At 64.1% G+C, this 25968-nt stretch carries 25 protein-coding genes; 7 read left to right on the top strand and 18 right to left on the bottom strand.

The annotated features are described in order from the left end of the window. Window positions 1-93 precede the first annotated feature (93 nt). Window positions 94-576 carry a TRAP transporter small permease gene (locus EII26_RS09585; protein ID WP_124888937.1) on the top strand — a complete coding sequence of 161 codons (483 nt, stop codon included), beginning with the start codon at window positions 94-96 and terminating at the stop codon, window positions 574-576. Between the two features lie 7 nt (window positions 577-583). Beyond that, entirely contained in the window at window positions 584-1855 is a 1272-nt protein-coding gene (locus tag EII26_RS09580; protein WP_124888936.1) for a TRAP transporter large permease, read from the top strand. 87 nt (window positions 1856-1942) lie between these two features. Here the strand turns inward: EII26_RS09580 and EII26_RS09575 are convergent, their stop codons facing one another. The 8 genes from EII26_RS09575 to EII26_RS09540 form a co-directional block, all read right to left on the bottom strand. Then, window positions 1943-2854 carry an ABC transporter substrate-binding protein gene (locus tag EII26_RS09575; protein ID WP_124888935.1) on the bottom strand — a complete coding sequence of 304 codons (912 nt, stop codon included), beginning with the start codon at window positions 2852-2854 and terminating at the stop codon, window positions 1943-1945. Window positions 2855-3061: 207 nt separating this feature from the next. After that, on the bottom strand, window positions 3062-4084 hold the full coding sequence (locus tag EII26_RS09570; RefSeq protein WP_124888934.1) for an ABC transporter permease: 1023 nt from the start codon (window positions 4082-4084) through the stop codon (window positions 3062-3064). Between the two features lie 21 nt (window positions 4085-4105). Beyond that, window positions 4106-5599 (bottom strand): sugar ABC transporter ATP-binding protein, encoded by a 1494-nt coding sequence (locus tag EII26_RS09565; protein WP_124888933.1) that lies wholly within the window; start codon window positions 5597-5599, stop codon window positions 4106-4108. After that, a complete protein-coding gene (gene pepF, locus EII26_RS09560; RefSeq protein ID WP_233572694.1) occupies window positions 5596-7443 on the bottom strand; it encodes an oligoendopeptidase F in 1848 nt (615 codons plus the stop codon). Before pepF ends, EII26_RS09565 begins: the two co-directional genes overlap by 4 nt. 52 nt (window positions 7444-7495) lie before the next feature. Then, window positions 7496-8827, bottom strand: a complete 1332-nt coding sequence (locus EII26_RS09555; RefSeq protein ID WP_233572693.1) for an aspartate aminotransferase family protein — start codon at window positions 8825-8827, stop codon at window positions 7496-7498. A 132-nt stretch (window positions 8828-8959) separates the two neighbouring features. Beyond that, the gene (gene dctP, locus EII26_RS09550; protein WP_124888931.1) at window positions 8960-9985 is read right to left on the bottom strand and encodes a TRAP transporter substrate-binding protein DctP; all 1026 of its coding nucleotides are present in this window, start codon (window positions 9983-9985) and stop codon (window positions 8960-8962) included. Window positions 9986-10115: 130 nt separating this feature from the next. Further along, complete coding sequence (locus tag EII26_RS09545; RefSeq protein WP_124888930.1) at window positions 10116-11417, bottom strand: TRAP transporter large permease; 1302 nt, start codon at window positions 11415-11417, stop codon at window positions 10116-10118. Window positions 11418-11419: 2 nt separating this feature from the next. Further along, on the bottom strand, window positions 11420-11956 hold the full coding sequence (locus tag EII26_RS09540; RefSeq protein ID WP_124888929.1) for a TRAP transporter small permease: 537 nt from the start codon (window positions 11954-11956) through the stop codon (window positions 11420-11422). Between the two features lie 376 nt (window positions 11957-12332). On the opposite strand from EII26_RS09540, the gene EII26_RS09535 reads away from it, so the two are divergent. The 5 genes from EII26_RS09535 to EII26_RS09515 all read left to right on the top strand — a co-directional run bounded on the left by EII26_RS09535 (window position 12333) and on the right by EII26_RS09515 (window position 15745). Then, window positions 12333-13526, top strand: coding sequence for a M20 metallopeptidase family protein (locus tag EII26_RS09535; RefSeq protein WP_124888928.1), 1194 nt, complete (start codon window positions 12333-12335; stop codon window positions 13524-13526). A gap of 46 nt (window positions 13527-13572) precedes the next feature. After that, the gene (locus tag EII26_RS09530; protein WP_124888927.1) at window positions 13573-14376 is read left to right on the top strand and encodes a PhzF family phenazine biosynthesis protein; all 804 of its coding nucleotides are present in this window, start codon (window positions 13573-13575) and stop codon (window positions 14374-14376) included. A 249-nt stretch (window positions 14377-14625) separates the two neighbouring features. Then, window positions 14626-15189: a methyltransferase domain-containing protein gene (locus EII26_RS09525; protein WP_233572692.1), complete on the top strand. Its 564-nt coding sequence runs from the start codon at window positions 14626-14628 to the stop codon at window positions 15187-15189. Window positions 15190-15207: 18 nt separating this feature from the next. Continuing rightward, window positions 15208-15390, top strand: coding sequence for a hypothetical protein (locus tag EII26_RS09520; protein ID WP_124888925.1), 183 nt, complete (start codon window positions 15208-15210; stop codon window positions 15388-15390). A 61-nt stretch (window positions 15391-15451) separates the two neighbouring features. After that, window positions 15452-15745, top strand: coding sequence for an ArsR/SmtB family transcription factor (locus EII26_RS09515; RefSeq protein WP_124888924.1), 294 nt, complete (start codon window positions 15452-15454; stop codon window positions 15743-15745). 127 nt (window positions 15746-15872) lie between these two features. Here the strand turns inward: EII26_RS09515 and EII26_RS09510 are convergent, their stop codons facing one another. The 10 genes from EII26_RS09510 to EII26_RS09465 all read right to left on the bottom strand — a co-directional run bounded on the left by EII26_RS09510 (window position 15873) and on the right by EII26_RS09465 (window position 25720). Further along, a complete protein-coding gene (locus tag EII26_RS09510) occupies window positions 15873-17978 on the bottom strand; it encodes a complex I subunit 5 family protein (protein WP_199735161.1) in 2106 nt (701 codons plus the stop codon). Between the two features lie 53 nt (window positions 17979-18031). Continuing rightward, window positions 18032-19504 carry a complex I subunit 5 family protein gene (locus EII26_RS09505; protein WP_124888923.1) on the bottom strand — a complete coding sequence of 491 codons (1473 nt, stop codon included), beginning with the start codon at window positions 19502-19504 and terminating at the stop codon, window positions 18032-18034. Window positions 19505-19522: 18 nt separating this feature from the next. Further along, window positions 19523-21013 (bottom strand): complex I subunit 5 family protein, encoded by a 1491-nt coding sequence (locus tag EII26_RS09500; protein ID WP_124888922.1) that lies wholly within the window; start codon window positions 21011-21013, stop codon window positions 19523-19525. Window positions 21014-21174: 161 nt separating this feature from the next. Next, entirely contained in the window at window positions 21175-22692 is a 1518-nt protein-coding gene (locus EII26_RS09495) for a complex I subunit 5 family protein (protein WP_199735160.1), read from the bottom strand. Then, window positions 22689-23048, bottom strand: a complete 360-nt coding sequence (locus EII26_RS09490) for a cation:proton antiporter subunit C (protein ID WP_233572691.1) — start codon at window positions 23046-23048, stop codon at window positions 22689-22691. Before EII26_RS09490 ends, EII26_RS09495 begins: the two co-directional genes overlap by 4 nt. A 1-nt stretch (window position 23049) precedes the next feature. After that, a complete protein-coding gene (gene mbhE / locus EII26_RS09485; protein ID WP_124888921.1) occupies window positions 23050-23997 on the bottom strand; it encodes a hydrogen gas-evolving membrane-bound hydrogenase subunit E in 948 nt (315 codons plus the stop codon). Continuing rightward, window positions 23990-24265 carry a hydrogenase subunit MbhD domain-containing protein gene (locus EII26_RS09480; RefSeq protein ID WP_124888920.1) on the bottom strand — a complete coding sequence of 92 codons (276 nt, stop codon included), beginning with the start codon at window positions 24263-24265 and terminating at the stop codon, window positions 23990-23992. Before EII26_RS09480 ends, mbhE begins: the two co-directional genes overlap by 8 nt. 294 nt (window positions 24266-24559) lie before the next feature. Further along, window positions 24560-24958 carry a cation:proton antiporter gene (locus EII26_RS09475; RefSeq protein ID WP_124888919.1) on the bottom strand — a complete coding sequence of 133 codons (399 nt, stop codon included), beginning with the start codon at window positions 24956-24958 and terminating at the stop codon, window positions 24560-24562. Next, window positions 24955-25272, bottom strand: coding sequence for a monovalent cation/H+ antiporter complex subunit F (locus EII26_RS09470; protein WP_124888918.1), 318 nt, complete (start codon window positions 25270-25272; stop codon window positions 24955-24957). The genes EII26_RS09475 and EII26_RS09470 overlap by 4 nt, the downstream gene beginning before the upstream one ends. Further along, window positions 25265-25720 carry a Na+/H+ antiporter subunit E gene (locus EII26_RS09465; RefSeq protein ID WP_158612251.1) on the bottom strand — a complete coding sequence of 152 codons (456 nt, stop codon included), beginning with the start codon at window positions 25718-25720 and terminating at the stop codon, window positions 25265-25267. Before EII26_RS09465 ends, EII26_RS09470 begins: the two co-directional genes overlap by 8 nt. Between the last annotated feature and the right edge of the window lie 248 nt (window positions 25721-25968).

Here is a 25968-nt window from a genome sequence, read left to right as displayed (position 1 = left end):
GGCACTGGGGGCCGGGAAACCGGCCCCCATTTTCGAGCGTCGCGTCCTTGCGGGGCGCGGCATGTCCACAGGAGCTGGTGAGGAGTGAGATCGATGCAGAAGTTGCGGCGGCTGTTCGCCGCCTTGTCGGGTTTTTGTCTGATGGTCGTCTTCGCCGTCACGCTGGGGCAGGTGGTTCAGCGCTACATATTCAACCTCCCCATGCCTTGGGCGACGGACATCATCCGGATTTTTTTCGCCTATTCGGTTTTCTTTGGCATGGCCGTCGGTGTCTTCAACAGAGCCCATCTCAACATCGACGTCCTGGTTCGGCTTTTTCCGGCCCCGCTCAAGCCATGCTTCGAGCTCCTCTCGAACGTCGTGGTCTTCGTCTTCCTGGGGGCGGTCTTTCTTTTCAGCATCCCCTTCGTGAAAGCCAACGCGGATCAAGTCACCCCCTATCTCCAGCTGTCCATGAGCTGGCTCTACGCGGTGATTCCCGTGACCGTCGGCTTCATGCTCCTGTTCCTGTTCGGCGACACCCTGCGGCTTCTGAGGTCGTTCTTCGTCCCAAGCCCGGGCTCCGAAGGACGGTGAGGCCGCCATGCTCTGGATAGCGGCGCTTTTTGGAGTCTTCCTTCTGGGGATCCCCATTTCCTTTTCCCTGGGCATCACCACTTTGGTCGGGCTGGCCGGGACCGGGCTTCCCCTCGAGGTGATCGTTCAGCGCATGTTCACCGGAATGGACAACTTCGCCTTCGTGGCCATCCCCCTCTTCATTCTGGCCGGAAACCTGATGGCGGTCGGAGGCATATCCAAACGCATCACCTCCTTCTCGGAATCGCTGGTCGGCCACTGGCCGGGCGGTCTGGGCATGGTCGCGATCGTCGCCTCCATGATCTTCGCCGCCGTTACGGGCTCTGCCATAGCGGCTACGGCGGCCATCGGGGCTCTTCTCATCTCCGAGATGATCGCCAAGGGGTATTCTCGTCCCTATGCCGCAGCCCTCGTTGCCACGTCAGGATCCATCGGGCCCATCATCCCTCCGAGCATCCCTCTGGTCGTCTACGGCGTCATCGTCAGCGGCTCCATAGCCAAACTTTTCATGGGCGGGGTCGTGCCGGGGATCCTGATGGGCGCGTTTCTCATGATTGCGAACTGGCTCATCAGCAAGCGCAGGGGCTACGTCGGGAGGGCGAAAAAGGCCGAATGGTCCGAGGTGCGGCAGGGGCTCAGGGATGCCCTCCTGGCTCTTTTCATGCCTGTGATCATCGTGGGAGGGATCGTCGGGGGCATTTTTACCCCAACGGAATCGGCATCCATCGCCGTGGCTTACGCGCTGCTCCTGGGTGGACTCGTCTATCGCGAGCTTTCCTGGAAAAAGATCGCCCAAGCCTTCACGGATGCGGCCGTCACCACCGGCATCATCCTGACCGTCCTGATGACGGCGAGCCTCTTCATCTGGTTCATGACCGTAAAGATGATCCCGCAGTCCATCACCCAGAGCCTCCTCTCGGTCATCGATACCCAGTGGGGCGCCCTCATGGCGATGAACGTCATCCTTCTCATTGCGGGGACGTTCATAGACACCACGAGCGCCATCACGATATTCGTCCCCCTGTTCCTGCCTCTGGTCAGGACCTTCGGCATCGATCTCGTGCATTTCGGGGTCATGGTCGCGGTCAACCTGACCATCGGAATGTGCACGCCGCCTTTGGGGGTCTGCCTCTTCGTCTCGTGCGAGATCGCGGAGACCAGCCTTGGGGAGATGTTCAAGGACCTGATCGTCATGCTCATCCCCCTCCTTGCCCTGCTGCTCATCATCACGTACATTCCGGCCACGGTCCTGTGGCTCCCCAATTTGTTGGGCCTGTGACCGGAACGGCTTTTCACGCATGAAGGAGCCGGCTCCCGAATCTGCGGGAGCCGGCTCCTTGGTTGCTGCGCAAAGAATATTTGCGGGTTAGAACAGCTTGTCCTTGGTCAGGACGGAGACGCCCGTGTCGACCATCTTGGGCGACAGCTCCTCGCCGGCCAGTGCCCTGGCCGCGGACTTCATGCCCTCGTATCCCATGACGACGGGGTTCTGGGCCATGGTGCAGAGCAGGTGCCCGTCCTTGATCAGGCCGAGGATCATGTCCGACTTGTCGAAGCCCACGCCGATGACCGCCCCGCCGGCCTCTTGGATCGCGTTGCCGACGCCGACGGTGGAACCCTCGTTGGCCCCGAACAGCCCCACGCAGCCCTGGGTGATGAAGTTGGCGGCCATGTCCTTGGCGCGTGCCGCGTCGCCGTCGCAGTACTGGGGCTCCAGCAACTTGAAGGCCGATCCCTCGAACGCGGCGCGGAAGCCCTTTTCGCGGGCCACGGTCGACGCGGTGGCCGCGTTGACGTTGATGATCCCGATGCTGCCCTCGGCCTTGCCGGCGGCCTTCAGGGCCTCGAGAAGCTGGGTCCCGGCCGTCTTGCCGGCCGCCTCGTTATCGGTCGCCAGCGTCTGGAGCCCGGGGAAGTCGGCGGGGGAGTCCACGTAGAGGATCTTGACGCCCTCCTTGGCCGCGGCCTCGAGCGCGGAGCTGATGGCGGTGGGGCCGTTCGCGGCGACCAGCAGCACCTCGGCGCCCCCGGCCACGGCGTTGTTGACGCACTCGATCTGCTTGGCGTCGTCCTTCACGTCCGGGGCCATCCAGGTGTAGTCGATCGTCCCCAGCTCCTCGACCGCCTTCTTGCATCCGGCGTCGACGTTGACCCAGTGCTGGTCCATCTGGTCCATGGTGATCAGGGTCACCTTGCGCTTGTCCGCGGCCAGGGCCGGAGCGGCCGCGAGACCGAAAAGCAGCGTGAAGCAGAGCAGCAAACCCGTAACTTTCCTCATGTACAACGCCTCCTCGAAAATTTTAGAATCGGCCGATCCCGTGGATGCGCACGGCGCCCCTTCGGCCTCGAGGGCACCGCAGGAATTCCGCAAAAAACGAACGCCCCGCGTTTTGGCGCCGCTCCCGGAGGAGAGGGCCGAAACTGCACCCCATCATAGCCGGAAGGGAGGGGGGGTAAAGCGTCGAAATGCGGAGGCGGGACTCTGTCATTCCTTCTGCTTTCCGCTCCGCCGCCTCTTGCCGCGGCTGCGGACCAGGACGTCCAGCAGCACGGAGACGACGACGATCGCCCCGATGGCGATGTTGCGGATGGCCACGGGAGCCCCCGCGAACTGGAGCCCGTTCTGGAGCACGCCCCAGATGGAGGCGCCGACCACGGTGCCCAGCAGCAGCCCCTGTCCGCCCAGCGTGCTGACGCCGCCGATGACGGAGGCCGCGACGGCGTAGAGCTCGTACATCGTCCCCGCGTCCATGGTCCCCATCCCGCTCGTGGCGCAGACGATCAGCCCCACGACGCAGGAGCAGAACGCGCTGACCAGGTAGGCCTTGGTGGTCGTGGAGACGACGTCCACGCCCGAAAGGCGCGCCGCCTCGACGTTGCTGCCCACGGCGTAGATGTGGCGGCCGGTCCGCGTCCGGCGCAGCAGGAAGTTGAAGACGAGCCAGAGCGCCGCGGCGATCCAGATGGTGTTGTAGACGCCGCCGGTGCGCCCGTAGTAGAAGAGGTCCCGGAACATCTGGGCGCCCTTGCCGATGGAGTCGGTGTTGTAGTTGTTGTTGACGATCTGCGCGATGCCGCGCGCCACGGTCATGGTCCCCAGAGTGGCGATGAAGGGCGGAAGCCTGAACTTCGCCACCAGCCAGCCGTTGGCGACCCCGACGGCCAGACAGGCAACGAGGGTGACCGCCACCGCGGCCCAGGGGTTCATCCCCTTGGTCATGAGGGTGGCGGAGATCATGCAGCTCATCCCGACCACGGAGCCGATCGAGAGGTCGATGTTGCCCGTGATGAGCACGTAGGACTGCCCGATGCCGATCAGCAGGATCGGCGCGATCTGGCGCAGCAGGTTGCTGACGTTCCGGCTGGAGAGGAAGACCGGGTTGAGCCCGCTGAACACCACGCAGAGCAGGATCAGGCCCAGCAGGGCCGTCCAGACCTGGCCCATGCCCCGGCCCGTCAGGGCCTGCAACAAAAAGGACTTACGCTGGTACAGCTCGTTTTCCGGCATCGTTCATCCCCCATTTGAAATTCAGGCCGTGAAGCGGGTGGCGCACTCCAGTATCCGCTCCTGCGTCGCCTCCTCCACCGGGAAGTCGCCGGTGATGCGTCCGCCGCACATCACCAGGACGCGGTCGGACACCCCCAGGACCTCCGGCATCTCGGAGGAGACGAACAGCACCCCGATCCCCCGCTGCTTCAGGTCGTTCATCAGGTTGTAGATCTCCGTCTTGGCCGCCACGTCGATGCCCCGGGTCGGCTCGTCGAACAGCACCACGCGGGAGTTGCGCGCCAGCCACTTGCCGATCACGACCTTCTGCTGGTTTCCGCCCGACAGGCTCTCCGCGGCCTGCTCCGGGCTCGCGAGCCGGACGCGCAGGGACCGCACCGTGTCGTCCGTCGTGCGGCGCTCCTTGCCTCGATCGACGACGCCCGAGCCTCCGGCCATGGCGTCCAGGTTGGGCAGGGCGATGTTCTCCCGGACGCTCAGGCGGGTGCACAGCCCGTCCTTCTTCCTGTCCTCCGGGGCCAGGACGATGCCCGCCTCGATGGCGTCGAGGGGCTTCTCGATCTTCACGGGCTCCCCGTCCAGCAGGATCTCCCCGCCGTCGCGCGGGTCGGCGCCGAAGATCGCGCGGGTCATCTCGGTTCGGCCCGCGCCCATCAGGCCGGCCACGCCGACGATCTCGCCCTCGTGGAGCTCGAAGCCGACGTCGCGCACCGCCCGGCCCGCGGAGAGCCCGCGGACCTCCAGGATCTTTTTGCCCTTCGGGCAGCGCACGCGCGGGAACTGCTCCGTGATCTCGCGCCCCACCATGTGGGCGATGAGCTCCGGCAAGGAGGTGTCCGCGAAATCGAGGGTCGTGATCCAACGGCCGTCGCGCAGCACCGTGACGCGGTCCACGATGTGCCTGAGCTCCTCCAGGCGGTGGGAGATGTAGACGATGCCCCGCCCGGATGCGCGCAGGGTGCGGATGATGGCGAACAGGTCGTCGATCTCACGCGAGGTGAGCGCGGAGGTGGGCTCGTCCATGATCAGGATGCGCGCGTCCTCGGACAGCGCCCGGGCGATCTCCACCATCTGCTGCTTGGAGACGGGGAGGTCCCCCACAGGGGTCGTGGGCGGGATGGCGATGTTGAGCCGTTCCAGGATCTCCGCGGCCCGGTCGTTCATCTCCCGGTCGGCGAGCCGGCCGCCCCGGACGACCTCGCGGCCCAGAAAGATGTTCTCCGCCACCGTCAGGTGCGTGCACAGGTTCAGCTCCTGGTGGATGATGGCGATCCCCAGCTCCTTGGCCCCCTTGGGGGTCAGGTCCCCGACCTCCCTGCCCAGCACGGTCATGCGCCCCTCGTCGCGCAGGTAGACGCCGCTCAGGATCTTCATGAGCGTGGACTTGCCCGCGCCGTTCTCGCCCAGGAGGGCATGGACCTCCCCCCCGCGCAGCTCGAACGAGACGTCGGCGAGCGCCGGCACGCCCGCGAAGCTCTTGGAGATATGCTCCAGCCGGACGATCGGTTCCGTCATGATTTCCACAGCTCCTCTCCCTCGTCGAGCCTCCTTTCGAAGAGGCTCATGGTGCGCTCGAAGGGCTCCGCCTCCGTCAGGTCCACGCCGGCACGCCTCAGGATGTTCAGGGAGTGGTCGCTGCCGCCGCTTTTCAGGAACGTCAGGTAGCGCTCCCGGGCCCCGTCCTCGCCCTTCAGGATGGAGTCCGCAAAGGCGCCCGCGGCCGTGAAGCCCGTCACGTACTTGTAGACGTAGAAGGCCGAGTAGAAGTGCGGGATCCGGGCCCACTCCGCGTGCAGGGCGGGGTCGATGGTCAGCTCCGGGCCGTAGTACCGGGCGTTGAGGTCCCCCCAGAGTTCGTTCATCCACTCCGGCGTCAGGGCGCCGCCCTCCTCGACCCGGGCGTGGGTGCGCCGCTCGAAGTCCGCGAACATGGCCTGACGGAAGAACGTCGTCCGGACCATGTCGTAGAAGTAGTTCAGAAGCCATTTCTTCTCCGACTCCGTCCCGCTCCGCTTCAGCAGGTGCCCCAGCAGCAGCGCCTCGTTGGTGGTGGAGGCCACCTCCGCCAGCAGGATCGTGTAGTCGGCGTAGACCTGGGGCTGGGCCGCGTGGGAGTACCACGAGTGCAGGGAGTGCCCCATCTCGTGGACCAGGGTGAAGACGTCGCGCAGGGTCCCGTTGTAGTTCAGCAGCACGTAGGGGTTCGTCCCGTAGGACCCCCAGGAGTAGGCGCCCTTGCGCTTGCCCTGGTTCTCTCGGACGTCGATCCATCGCTCCGAGAAGCCCCGCTTCAGGGCGGCGACGTAGTCCGGCCCCAGGGGCTCCAGGGCCCGGACCGCCAGGTCGCAGGCCTCCTCGTAGGGGATGTCGGCGAGGGGCTCCTCCGACAGCGGGACGTTCAGGTCGTAGTAGTGGAGCTCGTCGAGCCCCAGGGCGCGCCGGCGCAGGCCGACGCAGCGGTGCATGAGGGGCGCGAACCGGTCCGCGGTGCCCACCACGTTGTCGTAGACGCGCGTCGGGACGTTGTCGCCGAAGAGCGCCATGGCCAGGCTGTCCTCGTGGCGCCGGGCGCGGGCGTAGAACAGGTCGCCCTTCACGGAGCCCGAGTAGAGCGTGCCGATGGCGTTGCGGAACGAGGCGTAGGTCTCGTGGATGCCCAGGAAGGCGGCGCGGCGCACCGAGCGGTCCGGGGAACGGCTCAGACGGTAGTAGCGCTCCTCGGTCAGCTCGACCGTGTCCCCCTTCTCGTCGCGGACGTCGGGGAACTTCAGGTCCGCGTCCGTCAGCAGGGTGAAGGCGTTCTCCGGGACGGCGGAGAGCTCGCGCGTGCGGGCCAGGAGCTCCTCCTCGGAGGCGGAGAGCACGTGCTCCTTCTCCCGGAGGATCTCGGAGAGCAGAAAGTCGTAGAGCCGAAGGTCCTCGTCCTCGGCGATCCAGCGCCTGAGTTCGGCCTCGGGGATCGAGAGGACCTCGGGCCGGAAGAAGGCGCAGGCGGCGCCGTGGCGGGTCGCCAGGGTCTCGGCCCGGCCGGCCATCTCCATGTGGCGCGCGACGCGCAGGTCCTCGTGGCTCTTCATGTTGGCGTAGACGTAGAGCTTGCCGAGCTCCAGCGACACGGCCTCCTCGGCCCTCAGGTAGGACAGGAGCGCGGCCGGCCCCTCCCCCAGGCTCCCCGCGTGCTCCGCCAGGGCGTCGATCCGCGGGGACAGGTCGGCGAAGGCCGCCTCCCAGGCCTCGGGGGAGGGATAGATGGCCTCCAGGTTCCATCGGTCGCGCTCGGGGACCTCCGAGCGCTCAGGGACGGCCCCGGCGGGGCCCGCCGGGGCATTTGCATAGAGCAGGGGCTTCTTGTGGATCATCATCTGCACCTCGACCGGACTAAAGTGAGGCACGGAGTTCCGTTGTGGAAGGTCACCAGCCCTTCACGCACTCGAGGACGGAGTCGGGTATCCGGCCTCGTTCGAATTCCTCCATGCTTTCCTCTATTATATCCAAGGCCCGGTCCATCTCCTGGCGGGTGATGACCAGCGGCGGCTGGATGCGAAGCACGGACCCGCTGAAGAACGACAGCAGCAGCCCCTTTTCCCAGGCCCGGTAGCAGATCTTCGAGGCGGCGACGCGGTGGCGTTCCTTCGTGTCCCGGTCCGTCACCAAATCCACGCCTATGGAGAGGCCGATGCCCCTCACGTCCCCGATGAAGGCGTAGCGCTTCTGCATCTCCCGGAAACGCCCGAGGACGTGTTCTCCGAGCTCGGAGGCGTGCTCCAGCAGCCCCTCCTCGCGGATCACCTCGATGGTGGCCCGGCCGGCCTCGCAGCAGACGGGATTCCCGGCCGCGGTGAAGAGGTGCACGGGGGCCTCCATCCCCTCCATGAGCTCGGCCCGCGCGACGACCGCGCTCAGGGGAAGTCCCGAGGCGATGGCCTTGCCCAGGACCACCGCGTCGGGGACCACGCCGAAGTTCTCGATGCCGAACCACTTTCCGGTGCGCCCGAACCCCTGCTGCACCTCCTCCGAGATGAAGAGGATCCCGTGCCTGTCGCAGAGCGCGCGCAGGTCCTCCATGAACTTGACGGGGGGGACGATCAGGCCGGCGTCGCCCTGTATGGGCTCGATGATGAACGCGGCCACCTCGTCGGCCGGGATGGAGCTCTCGAACGCGATGCGGATCTGCTCCATGCAGTAGTCGGAGACCTGGTCCGGCGTCATCCCGGCCACGGGGGGACGGTAGGGGTCGGGATAGGGCACGTGAAAGATCTCGGGCAGCAGGGGACCGATCGACCGGGTCATCGGCAAGCTGATCGCCGACAGGGAGATGGCGCCGAACGTGCTCCCGTGGTAGGAACGGATGAAGGAGACGATCTTGGGACGCCCCGTGGCGACGCGGGCCATCTTGATGGCGCCGTCGTTGGCGTCCGAACCGCAGAGGCCGTAGAACACCCGCTTGGGATGGGGCCCGGGGGCGATGGACACGAGCTCCCTGGAGAGCCGGACCACGGGCTCCTGGTACATGTAGACGGGCGTGTAGAGGATCAGCTTCTCCGCCTGATCCCTGATGGCCTGGACGACCTTGGGATGGCAGTGCCCGGTGTTGACCGCCCCGGCGCTGGCCAGAAGGTCGATGTAGCTCCGCCCGTCGAGGTCCTCCACGACCGCGCCCTTGCCCCTGGCGATCGCCAGGGGGTAGTAGGGGATCTTCGCTCCGGGGGAGGAAAGGGCCTTTTCCTCCTCGATCAACTTCATGCTTCGCTTGTTTTCCTGCATCCGAATCCGTTCTCCTTTCGGTCGGCTCCGCCGGCACGGCCGAGTTTCAAAAAGGCGGGGACGCCCCCCGCCTTTTCGAATCTCCTCTCGGCTCTTCCGGGTGTGGGGTGTCTAGGGTCTGGGGATGCCGGACTCCTGGTAGATTCTGTCCATCAATTCCTTGCCGAGCAGCGGCTCCAGCTTGGGCCACACGGCCTTGCGCACGTGGGAGGCGATCCTGTCCAGTTCCTCGGGGGAGAGGATGACGATCTCCCAACCGTACTCGTCCTTCAGCTTCTGGCGGTACTTCTCGTCCTCGGCCGCCGCGCGCTCCCACTGGATGGCCGACTCCTCGAGGGCCGCCGTCTGAAGGATCTCCTGGTCCGCCTCGGACAGCTTGTTCCACAGGTCCAGGTTGATGGCGATCCACCAGGGCTCGAAGAAGTCGTTGTACTGGATCCAGACCTTGTTCACGTCCTTGAACTGCCACGCCTGGAAGGGGGGGCCTCCCATCTGTCCGTCGGCGATTCCGGTCTGGATGGCGCTGTAGGTCTCGGCGTAGGGGATCGGGGTGGCGATGTAGCCCATCGCCTCGTAGGTCATCTCGCAGGGCTTGATCGGCATGACGCGGACCTTCATGTTGTTGTGGACCTCCGGATCCGCGTAGCTGGCGGGCTTGCTCTTCAGGGAGACCCCCGCCATGCCCAGCGGAATGACCGCCAGGGCCTTGATGTTGTGGGCGGCCCAGAGGTCCTGGACGATCTTGTAGGCCCAGCCGTCCTTGCCGTAGACCTTCTTGGCCTCCTCGATGTCCTTCACCAGATAGGGGAAGTAGTAGGCCAGGTTCAGCTTGGGGTCGAAGTTGGCGTTCGCCTGGGCCATGTTCATCTCGAGGGACCCGCGCATCAGCATTTCGAAGGTCTCGGTCCAGTCCCCCAGAACTCCGCCGGAGAAGACGTCGATGTGGATGCGCCCGTTGGTGCGCTCGCTCACCTTGCGGGCGAATTCCTTGGCGCGCGTGTCGTAATCGCTGCCGACGGGGTGGACCTGGGCCAAGCGCCATTTGTACTCGGGCTCGGCCGCGGCGGGAACGGAGAAGAATGCCATGAGGACGGCGGCGGCGAGAAGCAGGACGAAAAGACGGCGACTGTTTTTCATGTGTTATCCCTCCTGACCGGATGAATGCGTAACGGTGCGGTGAGGCCCGCGGGGCGGCGACAAAAAGAAGCGTATGGGGACAAAAGCGTTTCCGTCGGATTCATCTCCCCCTTCGGCCCGGTTTCTCGCCCTAACGGATGCCCATCAGCAGCCTGGGCAGCCAAAGCGAGAGTTCGGGAAGGTACGTGGTCAACAGGATGACCGGGAGGTGTCCCACGATCATGAAGACCAGGGCGGGCTTGATGTAGGCGTTGATGGGCACGTTCCCGATCCGTCCGCCGAGGTAGAGGATGGGGGCGGTGGGAGGGGTGACGTTGCCGAGCCCCAGGTTGGTCCCCAGGATGGCGGCGAAATGGATGGGATGGACCCCGATCTTCAGCATCAGGGGCATGAGCAGCGGCGCCACGAGCATCGTCCCGCTGAGGTCGTCCATGAGCATCCCGATGATGATCAGAAAGATGTTGACCATGAAGAGGATGACGTACTTGTTGTCCGACAGGCCGATCAGGTACTCGGAGATCTTCATGGGGACCTGCTGCATGGTGTAGACCCGCCCCAGGATGGTCACGAAGAACAGCATGAGGCAGATGACGCCGCTGGTGGTCGCGGAGGCGCAGAAGGCCTTCCAGAGCGTCTTGAACTTGAGCTCGCGGTGGATCAGGAAGCCCACCAGGATGGAATAGGCCACGGCGACCGCGGCCGACTCGGTCGGGGTGGTGACGCCGCCGTAAATGCCCCCCAGGATGATCAGGGGCATCAGAAGGCTCCAAATCCCCTTTCTGAAGGCCAGACGGATCTCCCGGTTGCGCTCCGCCGCCGGGAGGGGCGGGTCGACCTGGATCGTCGGTATTTTCTTGCACATGAAGTAGTTGATCACGCAGAAAATGGTCATGAGCAGAAGGCCGGGAACGACCGTGGCCAGGAAGCACGCCGCCACGGACTGCTGGGTCACCCATCCGTAGAGGATCATGGGGACGCTCGGGGGGATCAGCTGCCCGAGGACGGAGGCGCAGCTCACCATGGCGGTGCTGTAGCTTCTGGGGTAGCCCAGCTGCTCGAGCCGCGGGATCATGATGCTGCCGATGCAGGCCACCGCGGAGGAGCAGGTGCCGGAGATCGCCCCGAAGATCGCGCAGGCCACGATGGTTGCGGCCCCCATCCCGCCCCGCATCCTTCCGAGCATGGAGTTGGCGAAGTTCGTGAGCCGTTCGGCTATGCCGGCGGAGCTCATCAGGGAGCCCGCCATGATGAAGAAGGGGATGGACAGCAGCGTCAGGGAGTTCAGCCCGCGGAACCCGACCGTGGCCAGGAAGGAGAAGTCGGGGAAGTAGATGACGCCCATGTAGAGCGCCGCCGCCATGAAGCAGAACGGAACGGGAATGCCGATGATGATGGTGCCGATCAGAATGACGAGGTCGATGACGATGTGCATGGCTACTCACACTCCTGCTCGCTCTGATAGAGTTCCGGGTTGAAGGGGCTGTAGCCCAGGACCTGCCTGACGTAGTCCAAAAACTCCACGAAGAAATAGAAAAGCATGAGAACTGCGCTGACCAAGAGGCTTGCCTGGGCGTAGACCATGGGGATGGACAGGGCCGGAGAGCGCTCCCAGGACTTCACCGACCAGCGGAGGTAGCTGAAGGTCCATTCCACGAACAAGGTGGCGAGCACGAGCAGGATCAGGGACGAAAGCGCCTTTGCCGCGGAGAGCCACCGTTCGTTCTTGATGAAGACGTTCAGCAGGTCGGCCTTGATGTGGCTCCGTTCGCGCGCGCCGTTGGCGGCCCCGATGAAATAGAGCCAGAAGCCGCACAGGCAGGCCAGTTCTTCGACGCCCATGAGGGGCATCATGAAGAAGTAGCGCAGGAGCACCTGAACCAGGATGAGTGCGACGATGGTGACCGAGGACAGCACCATGATGACGTTTTGCAGGCTTCCCATCAGGTTCCAGAGTGTGCGTGTCGGACGCATGGCAATTCGCCTCTTTCTCGAAAAGTATTTTTGATGAACGAGGTCCTTGGGTTGGCTTGCCGAACGGGAATCCAGTTTCTCAAAGGGAAAACCCTGATTTGGAATGTCTTTGCCGGGGGTCTGGATTGCCCGATTTTGTTTTGTCGAATAATATAGCCTTAAAGCAAAAGAAAATCAAGGTCGTCAATTGGTTTGTGGTCCAAAAGTCGGACGGTTTCGGCCGCGCGCCATGATTTGGCAGCCCCTGGGGGCAAATAACGGGGGATGGAAGTACAATAGACGGAGGCAAAAGAGGCGGCGTTCGCGAGGGAACGCACAGGGACGCGGGGGGCCGAAGGCCCCGCGGCACGATTTCGGAGGGAGGTTCCAGCCTGCAATGAAGGACGTGAACATCAGGGAAGAGGCCGGGAAGCTGAACGCGCAGCTCGTGGAGTGGCGCCGCCACCTGCACGCGCACCCGGAGTTGGGGTTCGACACCGTCGAGACGGCGGCCTTTGTGGTGGAGCGGCTCGGGGAGATGGGGGTGACGGAGATCCGGACGGGTGTCGCCAAAAACGGCGTTGCCGCGGTGATCCGGGGCGATCTGCCCGGAAAGGTTCTGGGGATGAGGGCGGACATGGACGCCCTTCCCGTTCGCGAGGAGACGGGCCTGCCGTTCGCCTCCACGGTGGACGGGCGCATGCACGCCTGCGGGCACGACGCCCATACCGCGATGCTCCTGGGGGCGGCCAGGCTGCTGACGGCGCACCGCGACAAGCTGAAGGGGGCCGTCAAGCTGATCTTCCAGCCCTCGGAGGAGACGGGGTCGGGCGCGCCCGCGATGATCGCGGACGGGGTGCTTGAGAACCCGAAGGTCGACGCCTTCATCGGGCTCCACACGGGCAACTTCTGGACCGGGGTCGACGCCGGCGAGATCGGCTACAGCAACGGCCCCCTGATGGCCGCGGCCGACATGTTCACCATCACGGTCACGGGCAAGGGCGGCCATGGAGCGACCCCGCACCGCACGATCGACCCCATCGCCATCGGCTGCCAGATCTACACGACGCTCCAGACCATCGTGAGCCGCGAGATCAGCCCTCTGGCCCCGGCCGTGCTGACGATCGGGACGTTCCAGAGCGGCTCGGCGGGCAACATCGTCCCGCCCGACTGCGTGATGAAGGGGACGCTGCGCGCGCTCACGGCCGAAACCCGCAAGGAGCTGCAGGACCGGATCCGCGGGATCGTCGAGGGGGTGGCCTCCGCCATGCGGGGCAGCGCGTCCGTGGAGTTCCACTACGGACCGCCCCCCACGACCAACGCGCCCGAGATGACGGCGAAGCTGCTGCGCGCGGCCGGAGCGGTGGTGGGCCCCGAACACGTCCGCGAGGTCGACGAGCCGACCATGGGCGGGGAGGACATGGCGTTCTTCCTGGAAAAGGCGCCGGGCGTGTTCTTCTTCCATCCCTCCACCTTCGGCGGCGGGCGCGACTACCCGCACCACCACCCGAAGTTCGACCTGAACGAGGACGTGCTCTGGACCGGTACGGGCACGATGGCGCAGTTCGCCCTGACCTGGCAGGACGATTGAGGCGGGCCGTTTTCGGCCCGGCTCAATCGGAAGGGAGGCTTGCAGAATGCAGTATTACGTCGTGGATGCCTTTGCGGACCGAGTCTTCGAGGGGAACCCCGCGGGGGTGTGCGTCCTGGAGGACTGGCCGGCCGATGCGCTCATGCAGAACATCGCCACGGAGAACAACCTCTCGGAGACGGCGTTTGCCGTGGGGGGCGGGGGGCGCTACCGGCTGCGCTGGTTCACCCCCGGAGGGGAGATCGACCTGTGCGGGCACGCCACTCTGGCGACGGCCTTCGTCATCGACCGATTCGTCGAGCCCGGGCGGGAGTCCCTGAGTTTCGAGACCGCGGGCGGCGAACTGACCGTCGCCCGGAAGGGGGATCTGTACGAACTGGACTTCCCCAGTCTCGTTCCGGAACCTCATGCCCCCACCGAAGCGATGGCCGAGGCTCTGGGCGTGGTGCCGACCGAGACGTACCTCAGGCGCGACCTGATGTTCCTCCTGCGGGACGAGGCGCAGGTGCGCGACCTGAAGCCGGACTTTTCGAGGCTGACCCGCCTTGCGGACGGGCTGGGCGTGATCGTTACGGCGCGCGGGTCGGAGTTCGACTTCGTCTCCCGGGCCTTCTTCCCTAAGCTGGGGGTGGACGAGGACCCGGTCTGCGGCTCCGCCCACTGCAACCTGATCCCGTTCTGGTCCGCTCGCCTGGGCAAGGAGACGATGGTCGCCCGGCAGCTGTCGCGGCGGGGCGGCACTCTGTACTGCAGGCTGGACGGGGAGCGGGTGAAGATGGCGGGCCGGGCGGCGCTCTATTCGCGGGCCGAATTGTTCGTGGAGCCCCTGCCGGCCGGCCCCCGATCCTGAGCCGGATTCTCCTCGATCCCCCGCTCGAGGCGGCGGACCGGCGCGCCGCGGGATCCCCCGGATCCCGCGGGAGCGGCCGGGGTCCGTCGTTCGGCGCAGCCCGGGGCCTCGGGACGACAGGCATCCGAATCTTCCTTTCTTGTGTGGTATAATCGCCACGTGGCATAAATGCCACATATTGATCGGGACGGCTTGTTGCGTTCCGGAGGGGGGAAGAGGATGCGGGAGGGAGCGAGGAGTATCCGGAGGATGGTGCGGGATTCTTACGGCACGGCCATAGAGCGCCGCGCCGCCGGTCGGGGTTCCGTGGCCGATACGGTGACGGACATGACGCGGGGCAACTACGATTCCGCGGCACTCGAGGGAACGGGGGAGGCGGCGGAGCATTCCTTCGGCTGTGGGAACCCCGTGGAGGCGGCGCGGCTCGTCCCCGGGGAGCGCGTTCTGGACCTGGGCTGTGGGGCGGGGCTGGACCTGATCCTGGCGGCGCGCGCCGTCGGAGAGCGGGGGCTGGTCTACGGGCTGGACATGACGCCCGGGATGCTGGCGCGGGCGAGGAGGAACCTCGAGCGCCTGGGGCTGAGGAACGTGGTGCTCCTGAGGGGGTGTATCGAGGAACTGCCGCTCTACGACGGCAGCGCGGACGTTCTGATCTCCAACTGCGTCATCAACCTCTCGCCGGACAAGGGCGCGGTCTTCTCTGAGGCCGCACGGGTCCTGGCCCCGGGCGGACGTTTCTGCGTCTCGGACGTCGTGCTGCTGAAGCCGGTTCCGGACAGGCTCAGGATGAGTCCCTCGGCCTGGAGCGGGTGACTGGCCGGCGCTCTTCCGTTGGAGGAGTACAAGGCGGGACTGGAGAGGGCGGGCTTTTTCGATGTGCGCGTCGTCCCGACGAAGCCTCACGAGGTGAACGCGGAGATCTTGAGTCAGGATGTGGGCGCGCTGAGCGAGGAGGAGTTGCTCGCCCTGAAGGGCTTGTCCTCGAGCGCCCTGATAACGGCGCTTCGACCCTGATGGAGTCCCGATCGCCGGGGCCGGCGGGATGGACGGAGGGCCGACGGAAGGGGGGAGCGGGATGGGATTGGCCGGGGAGGAGCGGGTGCGCCGCAAGGCGGAGATCCTGAAGGGGCTGGCGCATCCGGTGCGCATCGCCATCGCGGAGATGCTGGAGGAGCGGGAGCTCTGCGCCTGCGAGATCGCGGAGCATTTTTCCTGCGACCGGACGACCACCAGCAAGCACCTGGCGGTGATGCGTCAGCTCGGGATCCTGGAGGATCGCCGGGAGGGGCAGAACGTCTATTACCGACTGAAAATGGTCTGTCTGGCTCAGGCATTGCACTGCATCGACAGACAGGAAGCCGGCTCTTAGGGGGGTAGCCCCGAGGAGCCGGTTCTTCGTCTGATGTCCCTGCGGCGCTCCCTGGCCTGCCTCGAGGCGAGGGCGGAGCGTCCGACGGAGTATTCGTGCCCGGCACGGCCCGACAGGGGAGATGGGATCAGAGCAGCAGATAGAACAGCACGAACAGGAACCCCAGGCTGAAGGTCAGCAGGCTGTAGGCCAGGCTTGACGGAAGAAATGTCCTGAAGGAGACGGGGGAGTCCTTTTCGGCCGGCTTGGCAGGTCCTTCGCCTCTATTCCTGGAGGGGAGCGAAGGAGGCTTGGTTAAGATCCGGGCGAGCATCCAGGAGACGGGACCGTCAAGCAGGGAGCTTGTGGCCCTGGCGAACAATGCGCTGAGGAACGGCAGCCCGCGGGAGAAGCACCAGACGCCCAGGCCATCGCAGAGGAAGTCGGCCGACCGGGCGAACAGGGCGCCCAGGAACGTCAGGGGGCCGGTGAGTAAAGGGCGGTAGAGAAAGCGTTCCAGATCCAGCCACTTGGGCCAGAGGTCGACGTAGTAGCGTCGCCCCTCCGAGTCGCACCGCATCAGGCGGGCGTAGACGATCAGGAAATAAAAGGCGGCGCCCAGGGTCAGGGTCAGAACCGCGCCCTTCAGGTTGGACCAGGCGAAATAGTGAACGGGGTGGGCGTGGGGTGAGCCGTTCATGAACGAGGAGCCCATCGCCCCGATCGGGTCCATGAGGCGGTTGGGGAAAAACCCCAGCAGGGGGAGGATCGAGGCGGACAGGCACAGGACCGCTGCGCTCGGAACGCTCATGTAGGCGCGTTTCGAGTGCGTGTGACGCGGCGGCGGCTCGGTCAGGAACAGGGCCGTGAAGAGCTTGAGCATGTAGGCCACGGTCAGGGCGCCCGAGATCAGGAACAGCCATTCCACGATCTGGAACAGGAACACCTCGTTTTCCGGAGTGAAAAGGCCGGAGTGGAGAAGCTCGGAGAGGGCTCCGGTATGCTCGGGAGCGTGCAGCTGGTGGATGTGCTCGACGATGCTCTCGTGGATGAGCGTCTTGCCGACGTACCCGCTCCAGAGGGGCATTCCCGTCAGTCCCAGAGCGCCCATGGAGAAGACGTAGAGGAGCAGGGGCTTGCCGCGGCCGTAGCCCCGGATCTCGTTGAGGTTCAGCTTCCCGAGGTTCATGTGGATGACGCCAGCGGCCAGGAAGAGCACCAGCTTGACCAGCGAGTGGTTGACCATGTAGACCATGGAGCCCCGGACCGCCAGAGCGTTGTCCTCGCCGAGAAAGCACTGCATGGCGATGCCGGTGAGGATGAACCCGATCTGGGACATGGAGGAGCAGGCGAGGGTCCGCTTGATGTCCACCGAGAAGAGGGCAAGGACCGCACCGCCGACCATGGTGCAAATTCCGAGCGCGAGGAGCAGCAGCCCCCAGAGCGCGTTGTGGAGGAAGATGCCCGTGCTGAGCACGAGGATGCCGAACAGACCCGACTTTGTGAGGACGCCGGAGAGCAGGGCGCTGGACGGCGCGGGGGCCACGGGATGGGCCGTGGGCAGCCAGACGTGGAGGGGGAAGACGGCCGCCTTGGCCCCGAATCCCACGAAGATGAGGATTCCCGCGAGATAGAGCTCCGAGCGGTTGAGCATGCTGGCTGTAGCCACGGGAAGCAGGGCCATATCGAGCGTTCCGGTCTGAATATAGAGCAGGAAAAGCCCCAGGAGGGTAACCATTCCGCCGATGATGGTGATGGCCAGATAAGTCTCCGCGGCGCGCAGGGCGGCGCGGGTCTCGTCCTGGATCACCATGATGTAGGAGGTCAGGGACATGATTTCGAAGAAGATGAAGGTGGTGTAGAGGTTTGCGGAGAGGAAAACGCCCATGATGGCCCCGAGCGTCATGAGGACGAACAGGTGGTAGCGGTTCCGGTTCCGGTAGTGGGCCAGGTACTCCCGGGAGAAGATGGTGGTGGCCGTCCACATGAAGGCGATGACGACGGCGTAGACGAACCGGAAGCCGTCGAGCTTCAGGGAAAGGCCCAATGCACAGAAGCCCTCGATGCGCAGAAACGAGGCCTCCGGGTGTCCCAGGAAGTACCCGCAGTGACAGACCGCAGCGAGCTCCACGAGTGCCACGACGTCGGCGACGTAATCGCGGAGCCGTTTGCTGGCGCGCCCGGAGAGGAAGGAGATGAATCCTCCCAACATCGGCCAGACGATCAGGAACAGCAGGATATGGTTTCCAGTCATGAGACCACCTCGATCATGAAATGGGGCTGTGCCCCGCCCCCAGAGGGGGAGTCTTACAGCAATCCGGCGGCGATCCGTCCGAAGAAGCGGAGCACGGATTCCGAATACAAGCCGTACAGTATGGCCGCGATGGCCAGGGTGAACATCGGTCCCGTCATCAGGATGTTTGGGTCCTCGACCCCCTTGTTGGCTGCGTCGAAGTCGAAGTTGCGGCCGGGCATGGTGGCGATGCCCAGCACGGAGAAGATGTAGAGCACCGTCAGCAGCGCGGAGAGCATCAGGGCGGCGATGCCGATGTAGCCGTAGGGAGCGGTGGCGGCCGCGGTTCCGATCTGCCACTTGCCCACGAATCCCGCCAGGGGCGGCAGGCCGGCGAGGGCCATTCCCGATACCGCGAGGCAGAAGAGCGTTTTGGGCATCCCCACCCCTATGCCGCGCATGTCGTACAGATACTCCCGGTGTGTCTTGTACAGGATCGCGCCCGCGCAGAAGAAGAGGTTGATCTTCATCAGCGCGTGCCCGGCCATGTGGGTCAGGCTTCCCACCAGGCCCTCGGGCGTCAGCAGAATTGCTCCCAGAAGAATGTAGGAAAGCTGGGCGACGGTGGAGTAGGCGAAGCGCAGCTTCAGGTGCTGTGAGGCCAAGGCTTTCGCGGACCCGTAGACGATCGTGAAGCAAACCAGCGCCAGAGCGGCGGTCTGGGCCCAGCTTCCGAGCAGAAGGCCGGGGCCGAAGACGAAGTGGGTCAGGCGGATGATCGCAAAGACGCCGCCCTTCACGACCGCAACGGCATGGAGCAGCGCCGTGACCGGCGTGGGAGCTACGGACGCAGCCGGAAGCCATCCGTGGAACGGGAAGACCGCGGCCTTGACGCCGAACCCCAGGAAGCCCAGAAAGTAGAGAGTGAGCAGCGTGTTGCGGGGCACGGCCAGGACCGTGTCGTCGAGGTTTCCCCCCATCGCGAAAGGGGCTCCGGCTCCGTGCAGCGCTGTAAAAACCAAAACGACGAAGGCGCAGGAGGCCCCCCCCACGGAGTAGGTCAGGTACTTTTTCCCTGCGGCCCGAGCCCGGTCGTCCATGGCGTGCATCACGAGCGGCAGCGTGGTCAGGGTCATGAGCTCGTAGAAAAAGTAGAGGGTCAGGAGGTTTGCCGAGAAGGCGATACCGAGCACCACGCCGTAGGTCAGGGTGAACCAGGCAAAGAAGGCTTTTTCTCGTCCTTCGTGCTTCATGTACTCGAGGGCGTAGAGCGTCGTCGGCACCCAGAGCAGAGCCACGATCACGGCAAAAGTCGCCCCCAGGCCGTCAAGGTGCAGAGCGAACGACAGCCGAGGGGAGAGGCGAAGGAGGGTCAAGGTGTCCGCAGGGGCGTTCCGGACGATCAGCAGTGTGAACAGCGTGTTCGCCGTCGCGACGGTCCCTGCGACGAGCGCGAGCCGCGTTCGGGACCGGGGCCTCATTGAGGCCAGGCCCAAAGCGGCGATGAACGGAATCAGGATGGGAAGGAGGAGAAACAAGGCTGTCATTGGACTTGTCCTCTAACTTTAGAAGATGGTTGCTGTGAACCGCTGGAAGTATCGCAGCAGAGGGCCTGCGAACATGCCCGTCGCCAAGGTGGCGGCGCTGAAGAGGATCAGAGGAATCTGCATCTTGAGAGGCGGTCTGGGAGGCATCGGCTTGCTGTAGTCATAGTCCTTGCCGGGGAAAAAAGCGCTGGTGACGATGGGCAGCAGATAGCCCGCCGTGAGTATTGCGCTGATCAGCAGGACGATCACCCCGATCAGTCCCATTCGCCCGAGCCCGGGGTGGAGCGCCCCGACCGCAAGGTACCATTTGCTGACAAAACCTCCGGTGGGGGGGACGCCGATCAGGGACATGGAGGCCAGGGTAAAGCAGGTAAGGGTGACGGGCAGCTCCTTTCCCACGCCCCTGAGCTGGTCGACGTAATGATAGTTCGAGTTGGGCAGCCTGAAATAGATGACGACCCCAGCGCCCAGGAACAGGCAGCTTTTGGCGAAGGCGTGAGCCACAAGCTGCAGCAGCGCTCCGGCCACGCCCTCCGGGGTAAGCAGCATCAGGCCGAAGAGGATGTAGGACACTTGGCTGACGGACGAGTAGGCGATTCGTTTTTTCAGGTGCTTCTCCATGTAGGCCAGCATGGACCCCATAAAGATGGTGAGGAGCGAGAGGCAGATCAGCGTCGTCTGTACCCAGGTGCCGCGTAGAAACCGAGGGCCGGCCATGAAATAAATGATCCGTGCGGTGGCGACGACCCCCGCCTTGGTGATGAGCCCGGACAGTACCGCGCTCGCGGGCGTCGGGGCGACGGGATGCGCCGTCGGGAGCCAGGCGTGCATGGGAAAGAGTCCTGCCTTCGCCCCAAATCCGATGAGGGTCAGCAAGGTGGCCGTCAGCATCAGGTTCTCGTGTCCGGCGAGCTTGGCCGCATCCAGGACGCCGCCTGGGGTGAAGTCCGTCGAGACGCCGTACTGATGAAAGAAGAAAAATCCCGTGAGAGCCAGGCAGGCGCCCGTGATGGAGTAGAAAAGGTACTTCATGGCGGCGCGTATGGCCTCCTTCCTCTGGGAGTGCATTACCAGCGGCAGGGTCGCGAAGGTCAGCAGCTCGTAGAAGAGGTAGAGCGTCAGGAAATTCGCCGCGCAGGCAATGCCGATCAGGATGCCGAGCGTTATCAGAAAGAAGGCGAAAAATCGCTCCTCCGGCGGGCGATGCTTCAGATAGCCGAAGGCGTAGAAGGTCACCGGAGGCCAGATCACGGATACCAGGACGGCGAAGGTGCGGGACAGCACGTCCATGCGGAACATCAGCGCCAAGGAGCCCGTGGCACGCCACAAAGTCAGGGTGCCGTCGCCGGCCCAGAACACAGCGGTAAGGACCATCAGGGTGTTCGCAAGGGTGACGAATGTCACGACGCGGTGCCCGCGCTTCTCCGTTCTGGGGCGAAACAGCAGGAAAGCCATCCCCGAGAGGAGAGGAAGAACGATCGGAAAAATCATAAACAGGGACATGTTCATCAACGGCTCACCTCCCTAGAGATAGGGGCCCCCGGACCGACCCGACGGTCCAAGAGCCAAACGGATGTTTTTCAAAGGACCTTTCCTCTGAAAGGCCCTTAAGCCTTTGGGGCGGACCGCCTGGTGAGGAAAATCCGCTCCGTCGGGGAGCAATATGGGGATCAGCCCAGGACCGACAGCCCCCGTTCGATTACCCGCATGACCGGGTTGTAGAACAGGCCGAGAAAGAAATTCAAAGCCAGAAAAGCCGTCATTGCAACGCTGTAGGAGAGAGAATGGGCTGGCTTCGGCGCGCGGAGGGAAGGGGCGGCCTGTGCCTGCGGCGTCAGGATGGTGATTGCCGCCGGGACGTAGTAGAGTGCGTTCAGCAGGGTGCTTAAGGCCAGAGCCAGCAGCCCTTGAAGAATGGCGGGACTCTCGAACGAGGCCAGCGCCAGACTCAGCTTTGAGGCAAAACCAGCAAAGGTCGGGATGCCGATCATCGAGCAGACCCCGGAGATCAGGCCCACGCCGGCCCAGCGGTTTCGGTAGAACGCGCCCTTCAAAGCGTGGAGTTCCTTGTTGTGCATGGAGGCGCTGATCAGCCCCCCCGCTGCGGTGAAGAGCATCGGCTTGACGATGGCGTGGACGATGATGTGCAGACAGGCCGCGGCGACGCCGACGGCGGTGTTCAGCCCTATTCCCAGGAAGATGTAGCCGACCTGCGCCACGGAGGACCAGGCGATCATGCGCTTCAGGTTCGTTTGGCGCAGGGCGTTCAGCGATCCCATGATCATGGCAGCCAGGCCGAAGATCAACAGCACGCTGTCTATATGCAGAAGCCGGACGGCGTCCGTTCCAAATACCCGATAGAAGATCTTGACGATCAGAAAGATGTGCCCCTTCAGCACCAGCCCGGACAGAATGGCGCTCGACGCGTTTGTTGCGTTTCCGTGTGCGTCGGGGAGCCAGGAGCCGAAGGGGTAGAGCGCGCTCTTGATGGCCAGTCCGACCGTCATCAGGACCAGGGAGACGGTGAGGGAACGGGTGTGGCGCCCGGCCGAGATGAGCTCCGCTATGGAGGCGTGCATGTGCTGCATCAGCAGGTGTCCCGTCAGATCGTAGATCAGGCAGATGGAGATGAGGACCAGCCCGGAACCGACCAGGCTCATCACCAGGTAGCGCAGCGCGGCCCGGATCGTCTCGCTGCAGTCCTTTGCTGCAACGATGGCGCAGGCGGCGATGGTGTTGATCTCGATGAAGACGTAGGCCGTGAAGATGTCGTTGGTGTAGACAAGCGCCAGCAGGGAGCTCAGCAGCAGGTTGATCATGACGAAGTAGAGGTACCGGCGTTCTTTCGAGATGTCCTCCTCGGTGGAGCCGGTGTTGCCCAGCAGGGACAGCCCCATGGAGACGCAGAATACCAAGGCCAATAGAGCCTCGAGAGGCCCTGCACGCAGCTCGTTGCCCCACGGTGCGGGAAAATGCCCCATCATGAATGTGAAGCTCCGGCCCGTGGCGGCCAGGTCGGCCAGAAGGTGTGCGGACATCGCGCCGACCAGGAGGATGACGGCCAAGGTCATCCGCTCTGCAGCGCGCGACGCCCTCGGGAGCAGGGGGGCGGCAATTGCCGCAAGCAAGGCTAAAAAAATGCTGAAAAATGGGACATTGTAGGCAAGGGCACCGACCATTTCGGTCATGACCGCCCCTCCTCCCGACGCCGTTCGGCCCGCATCCGGGCGAACGCCTCGTCGATGTTCAAGGTCCCGTAGGCCTCGTACAGGCGCAGCGTCAGGGAGAGCGCGAAGGCGGTGACGCTCGGAATGGGGTTGACGTAGGCTTCGGCCGCCGTGACGCCGTTTTGGATGATCGGCGCGGCGCGCCCCGCCACGTAGCCCTTGGCGGCCAGAAAAAGGTAGACTGCGGTGTCCATGATATTGAGACCGATGATCTTCTTGATCAGGTTCCTCTGGAGCAGCAGATTGGTCAGACCGATGCCCGAAAGGATTACGGCGACAGCCTCGTAATGATTGACGATCAGCCCTTCCGTCATCATCTCAGATCTCCCCCTCGCTGAAGAGCGCGTAGAAGCCGTAGAGCGTCCCGGCGACGATGAGCCCGACACAGACGTTGAGCGGAAGAATCAGGCCTCCACTCAGGATGGCGCCGGGCGTGCCGGTAGGGATGCCCGACTCCAGGTGGTTGGCCCCAGTGAAAAAGGAATAGCCTTTGACCAGCGCGTAGACGAGGAGCGAGCTGCAGAGCGACAGGGAGAACGTCCGGGCGGAGAAGAAGCACCGAACTCGCTCGAATCCGTAGGCATTCGCGCAGAGGATCAGGGCGGTACTCAGGACGGCCCCGCCCGAAAAACCTCCCCCGGGCGAGAGGTGTCCGTTCACGACGATTGCGATCCCCAGAAGAAGGATGACCGGTATCGCCAGGGCGGCGACGCCGCGCAGGATGGAGTCGTCCTCGTGCCGCTCGTGCCGCCGTTTTATGGCCGGCTTCGCGGCGGTTTTTCCGCCGCCTGCGCTCAGCAGCGTGAGAACTCCGATCGCGGCGGTGAACAGCACTGCGGACTCTCCGAACGTGTCGAAGGCGCGATAGTCCAGAATCATGCCGGCGACGATGTTTATGGCGCCGGTCTCCTCGAGGCCGCACTCCACGTAGCGTTGGGCCACGATGTTGTTTCCGGGGTTTCCGGGGTTTCCGAACCGGGGCAGTTCCGATACGGTGGCCAGAAGCAGTCCGACGAGAACGACGCACACGAGTACGCTCATGGTCGAGTAAAACATGGAAAACAGGCGCAGGCCGTGATATTCCACCCACTCGTTGTAACGTTCCCTCAAGCCTCTTTCATAATGACGGAAAGAGCGAACGGGAACTGTTTTGCCGAATGAGGGGTCGGGGGACTCGGAAGGCATGACCTCGTCCTCGGGACAGGGGCCGTTGCCCTCCACCCAGTCGACAAAACGTTTCCAGAACATTTTCAAGGCGTCATTCATCGGAGCGCCCCTCCCCAGCCTCCGAACGCTTCCGGCGCAGGGCCCCCACACGCTCGAGCGTCAGAAAGAACAACACGCTGGTGACCCCGGCTCCGACTGCGGCCTCGGTGACGGCCAAGTCCGGCGCCTGAAGAAGGACCCACAGTACCGCCATGACCAGGCTGTAGGCCATGAAGATGATGACGGAGTTCAGGAGGTTGCGCGAGACCGACACGGCCAGGGCGCAGACAACCAGAAAGGACAGCAGGAGCCATTCGATCGTTTCCATGGTTCAATCCCTCGCTTTCCGGGGCAGTGCATTCCGATTGCAAAGCCATTCGCATTCTTCGTCGTTTTTGTTCTTCCTGGCTTCACACAAACTTTCGTCCCCCGGCGGTATTGGGTATGCTTGACGGAAGAGGCCGGTCGGTTCGCACGGAGTCCCCTTCGGGGAACTCCCCTTGCTGTTGAAACCGTGAAGCGGCGGGCACGGCCGGCCAAGTCCTTCGGCTTTCTTCTTGCGGCTCGATCGATGTTATGTGGAGTGCCCGGGTTCGACAACGCAGGGCAGCGGTTTGCTGTCTCACTTGCCGCCTGAAAAGGTTTCGGAAATGGAATCGGACGCCCCTGAGGATTCGCCTGAGGAACCGTCAGGGGGATCGAGGTCGTCGATATCCAGAAGGTCGCACGTCTCACGGATTCGTTCGTTTGTGGCCACCTCGGCTCGAGCGACGAGGTGGCTCGCCACGGGGTTGGTCAGCCACAGGAATGCGATGACGAGCGCCAGCTTGAGCGAGAACGCTCCCAGTCCGCTGAGGACAATAAGGCCGGAGAGCACCAGAAGGGCTCCCAGCGTATCGCATTTTGCGGCGACGTGGATTCGGTTCAAAACCGTGTCGAAGCGAAAGATTCCAAACGTCGCGATGCCCAGGACGAACAGGCCGCTGAGAATCAGAACGGAGGATATGGCGAGGCGAATCATGGAGTCCTCCCGCCCCCCTCAGGCCGTCCCGTTCGGGTTTGTCGGTCGAGAAATGCCCGCGCCAGGACCACAACGGACAAAAAACTGATGATGGCGTAAATGAGGCAGATGTCGACCAGGTATTGTTCGCCGACATGAAACGACAGCATGGAGATCAATACGATGACCTTGGTGCTCACGATGTTGACGGCGATGATACGGTCGGTGAACCGTGGCCCCAGGACCGCCCGGAGAAGACAGAAAAAGATGGTGACGGACAGAAAGACGGAGCCTCCGAGGAGAAGCAGGCGGCTCAGGACAGCAACGTCAGGCATCGGTCCCGCCTCCTTCCATGCGGCGCAACTGCCGGACGAATACGGATTCGGCCAGGCCGTGTGCCATGTCTCGATCCAGGGCGTGGACCAGGAGCACGTCTCCCTCGAGGGAAACGGTGAGTGTGCCGGGGGTCAGGGTGATGGAGTTTGCCAGCGCCACGCGGGCGGCGTCGGTCCTGAGGTCGGTGCGAAAACGCACCAGACAGGGCTCCACATGGATAACGGGGGACAGGACCAGCCTGATGACCTGCAGATTGGCCTTGAAGATCTCAACGAGCAGGGTGAGAAGGTAGAGCAGGCCGCGCGGCAGGAGGTGCAGTACGGAGGAAAAGGACACGGGGCGGGCAGCCAAGACCCGCTGCGAGAATCGTTGAAGCACCATGGAGACGACGATTCCCAGGACCACGGTTTCCACCGTGACCCTGCCGTTCACTGTCAGCCAGATCAAAAAGTACACTAAAGCCATGATCGTCCCTCTTTTCCGAGTCTGGATCCGTCCCGACCCGCTCGAAAGACTGGTTTGTAGGGTCGCGGTGCCGGCCGAAGTCGGGCCAGGCATTTATTCTAACAGGTGTTTTCAGGAGAGAAGCGTATCGTTTCAAGTTTGCACCGAATCGGCGCTGCGCATATTTGCCGGAAAAATTTGCTCCCGAAGAATTCGCCTGCTCCGGGCTTGTTCTGAAGACGCTTTCATAC

Source organism: Fretibacterium sp. OH1220_COT-178 (assembly GCF_003860125.1).
Classification (GTDB): Bacteria; Synergistota; Synergistia; order Synergistales; family Aminobacteriaceae; genus CAJPSE01.
This window is presented reverse-complemented; position numbering and strand designations above follow the sequence as displayed.

Bases quoted from the DNA above. Each gene is read 5' to 3' on its own strand.
- EII26_RS09585 (WP_124888937.1), top strand. From the start codon at position 94: ATGCAGAAGTTGCGGCGGCTGTTCGCCGCCTTGTCGGGTTTTTGTCTG.
- EII26_RS09580 (WP_124888936.1), top strand. From the start codon at position 584: ATGCTCTGGATAGCGGCGCTTTTTGGAGTCTTCCTTCTGGGGATCCCC.
- EII26_RS09575 (WP_124888935.1), bottom strand. From the start codon at position 2,854: ATGAGGAAAGTTACGGGTTTGCTGCTCTGCTTCACGCTGCTTTTCGGT.
- EII26_RS09570 (WP_124888934.1), bottom strand. From the start codon at position 4,084: ATGCCGGAAAACGAGCTGTACCAGCGTAAGTCCTTTTTGTTGCAGGCC.
- EII26_RS09565 (WP_124888933.1), bottom strand. From the start codon at position 5,599: ATGACGGAACCGATCGTCCGGCTGGAGCATATCTCCAAGAGCTTCGCG.
- pepF (WP_233572694.1), bottom strand. From the start codon at position 7,443: ATGATCCACAAGAAGCCCCTGCTCTATGCAAATGCCCCGGCGGGCCCC.
- EII26_RS09555 (WP_233572693.1), bottom strand. From the start codon at position 8,827: ATGAAGTTGATCGAGGAGGAAAAGGCCCTTTCCTCCCCCGGAGCGAAG.
- dctP (WP_124888931.1), bottom strand. From the start codon at position 9,985: ATGAAAAACAGTCGCCGTCTTTTCGTCCTGCTTCTCGCCGCCGCCGTC.
- EII26_RS09545 (WP_124888930.1), bottom strand. From the start codon at position 11,417: ATGCACATCGTCATCGACCTCGTCATTCTGATCGGCACCATCATCATC.
- EII26_RS09540 (WP_124888929.1), bottom strand. From the start codon at position 11,956: ATGCGTCCGACACGCACACTCTGGAACCTGATGGGAAGCCTGCAAAAC.
- EII26_RS09535 (WP_124888928.1), top strand. From the start codon at position 12,333: ATGAAGGACGTGAACATCAGGGAAGAGGCCGGGAAGCTGAACGCGCAG.
- EII26_RS09530 (WP_124888927.1), top strand. From the start codon at position 13,573: ATGCAGTATTACGTCGTGGATGCCTTTGCGGACCGAGTCTTCGAGGGG.
- EII26_RS09525 (WP_233572692.1), top strand. From the start codon at position 14,626: ATGGTGCGGGATTCTTACGGCACGGCCATAGAGCGCCGCGCCGCCGGT.
- EII26_RS09515 (WP_124888924.1), top strand. From the start codon at position 15,452: ATGGGATTGGCCGGGGAGGAGCGGGTGCGCCGCAAGGCGGAGATCCTG.
- EII26_RS09510 (WP_199735161.1), bottom strand. From the start codon at position 17,978: ATGACTGGAAACCATATCCTGCTGTTCCTGATCGTCTGGCCGATGTTG.
- EII26_RS09505 (WP_124888923.1), bottom strand. From the start codon at position 19,504: ATGACAGCCTTGTTTCTCCTCCTTCCCATCCTGATTCCGTTCATCGCC.
- EII26_RS09500 (WP_124888922.1), bottom strand. From the start codon at position 21,013: ATGAACATGTCCCTGTTTATGATTTTTCCGATCGTTCTTCCTCTCCTC.
- EII26_RS09495 (WP_199735160.1), bottom strand. From the start codon at position 22,692: ATGACCGAAATGGTCGGTGCCCTTGCCTACAATGTCCCATTTTTCAGC.
- EII26_RS09490 (WP_233572691.1), bottom strand. From the start codon at position 23,048: ATGATGACGGAAGGGCTGATCGTCAATCATTACGAGGCTGTCGCCGTA.
- mbhE (WP_124888921.1), bottom strand. From the start codon at position 23,997: ATGAATGACGCCTTGAAAATGTTCTGGAAACGTTTTGTCGACTGGGTG.
- EII26_RS09480 (WP_124888920.1), bottom strand. From the start codon at position 24,265: ATGGAAACGATCGAATGGCTCCTGCTGTCCTTTCTGGTTGTCTGCGCC.
- EII26_RS09475 (WP_124888919.1), bottom strand. From the start codon at position 24,958: ATGATTCGCCTCGCCATATCCTCCGTTCTGATTCTCAGCGGCCTGTTC.
- EII26_RS09470 (WP_124888918.1), bottom strand. From the start codon at position 25,272: ATGCCTGACGTTGCTGTCCTGAGCCGCCTGCTTCTCCTCGGAGGCTCC.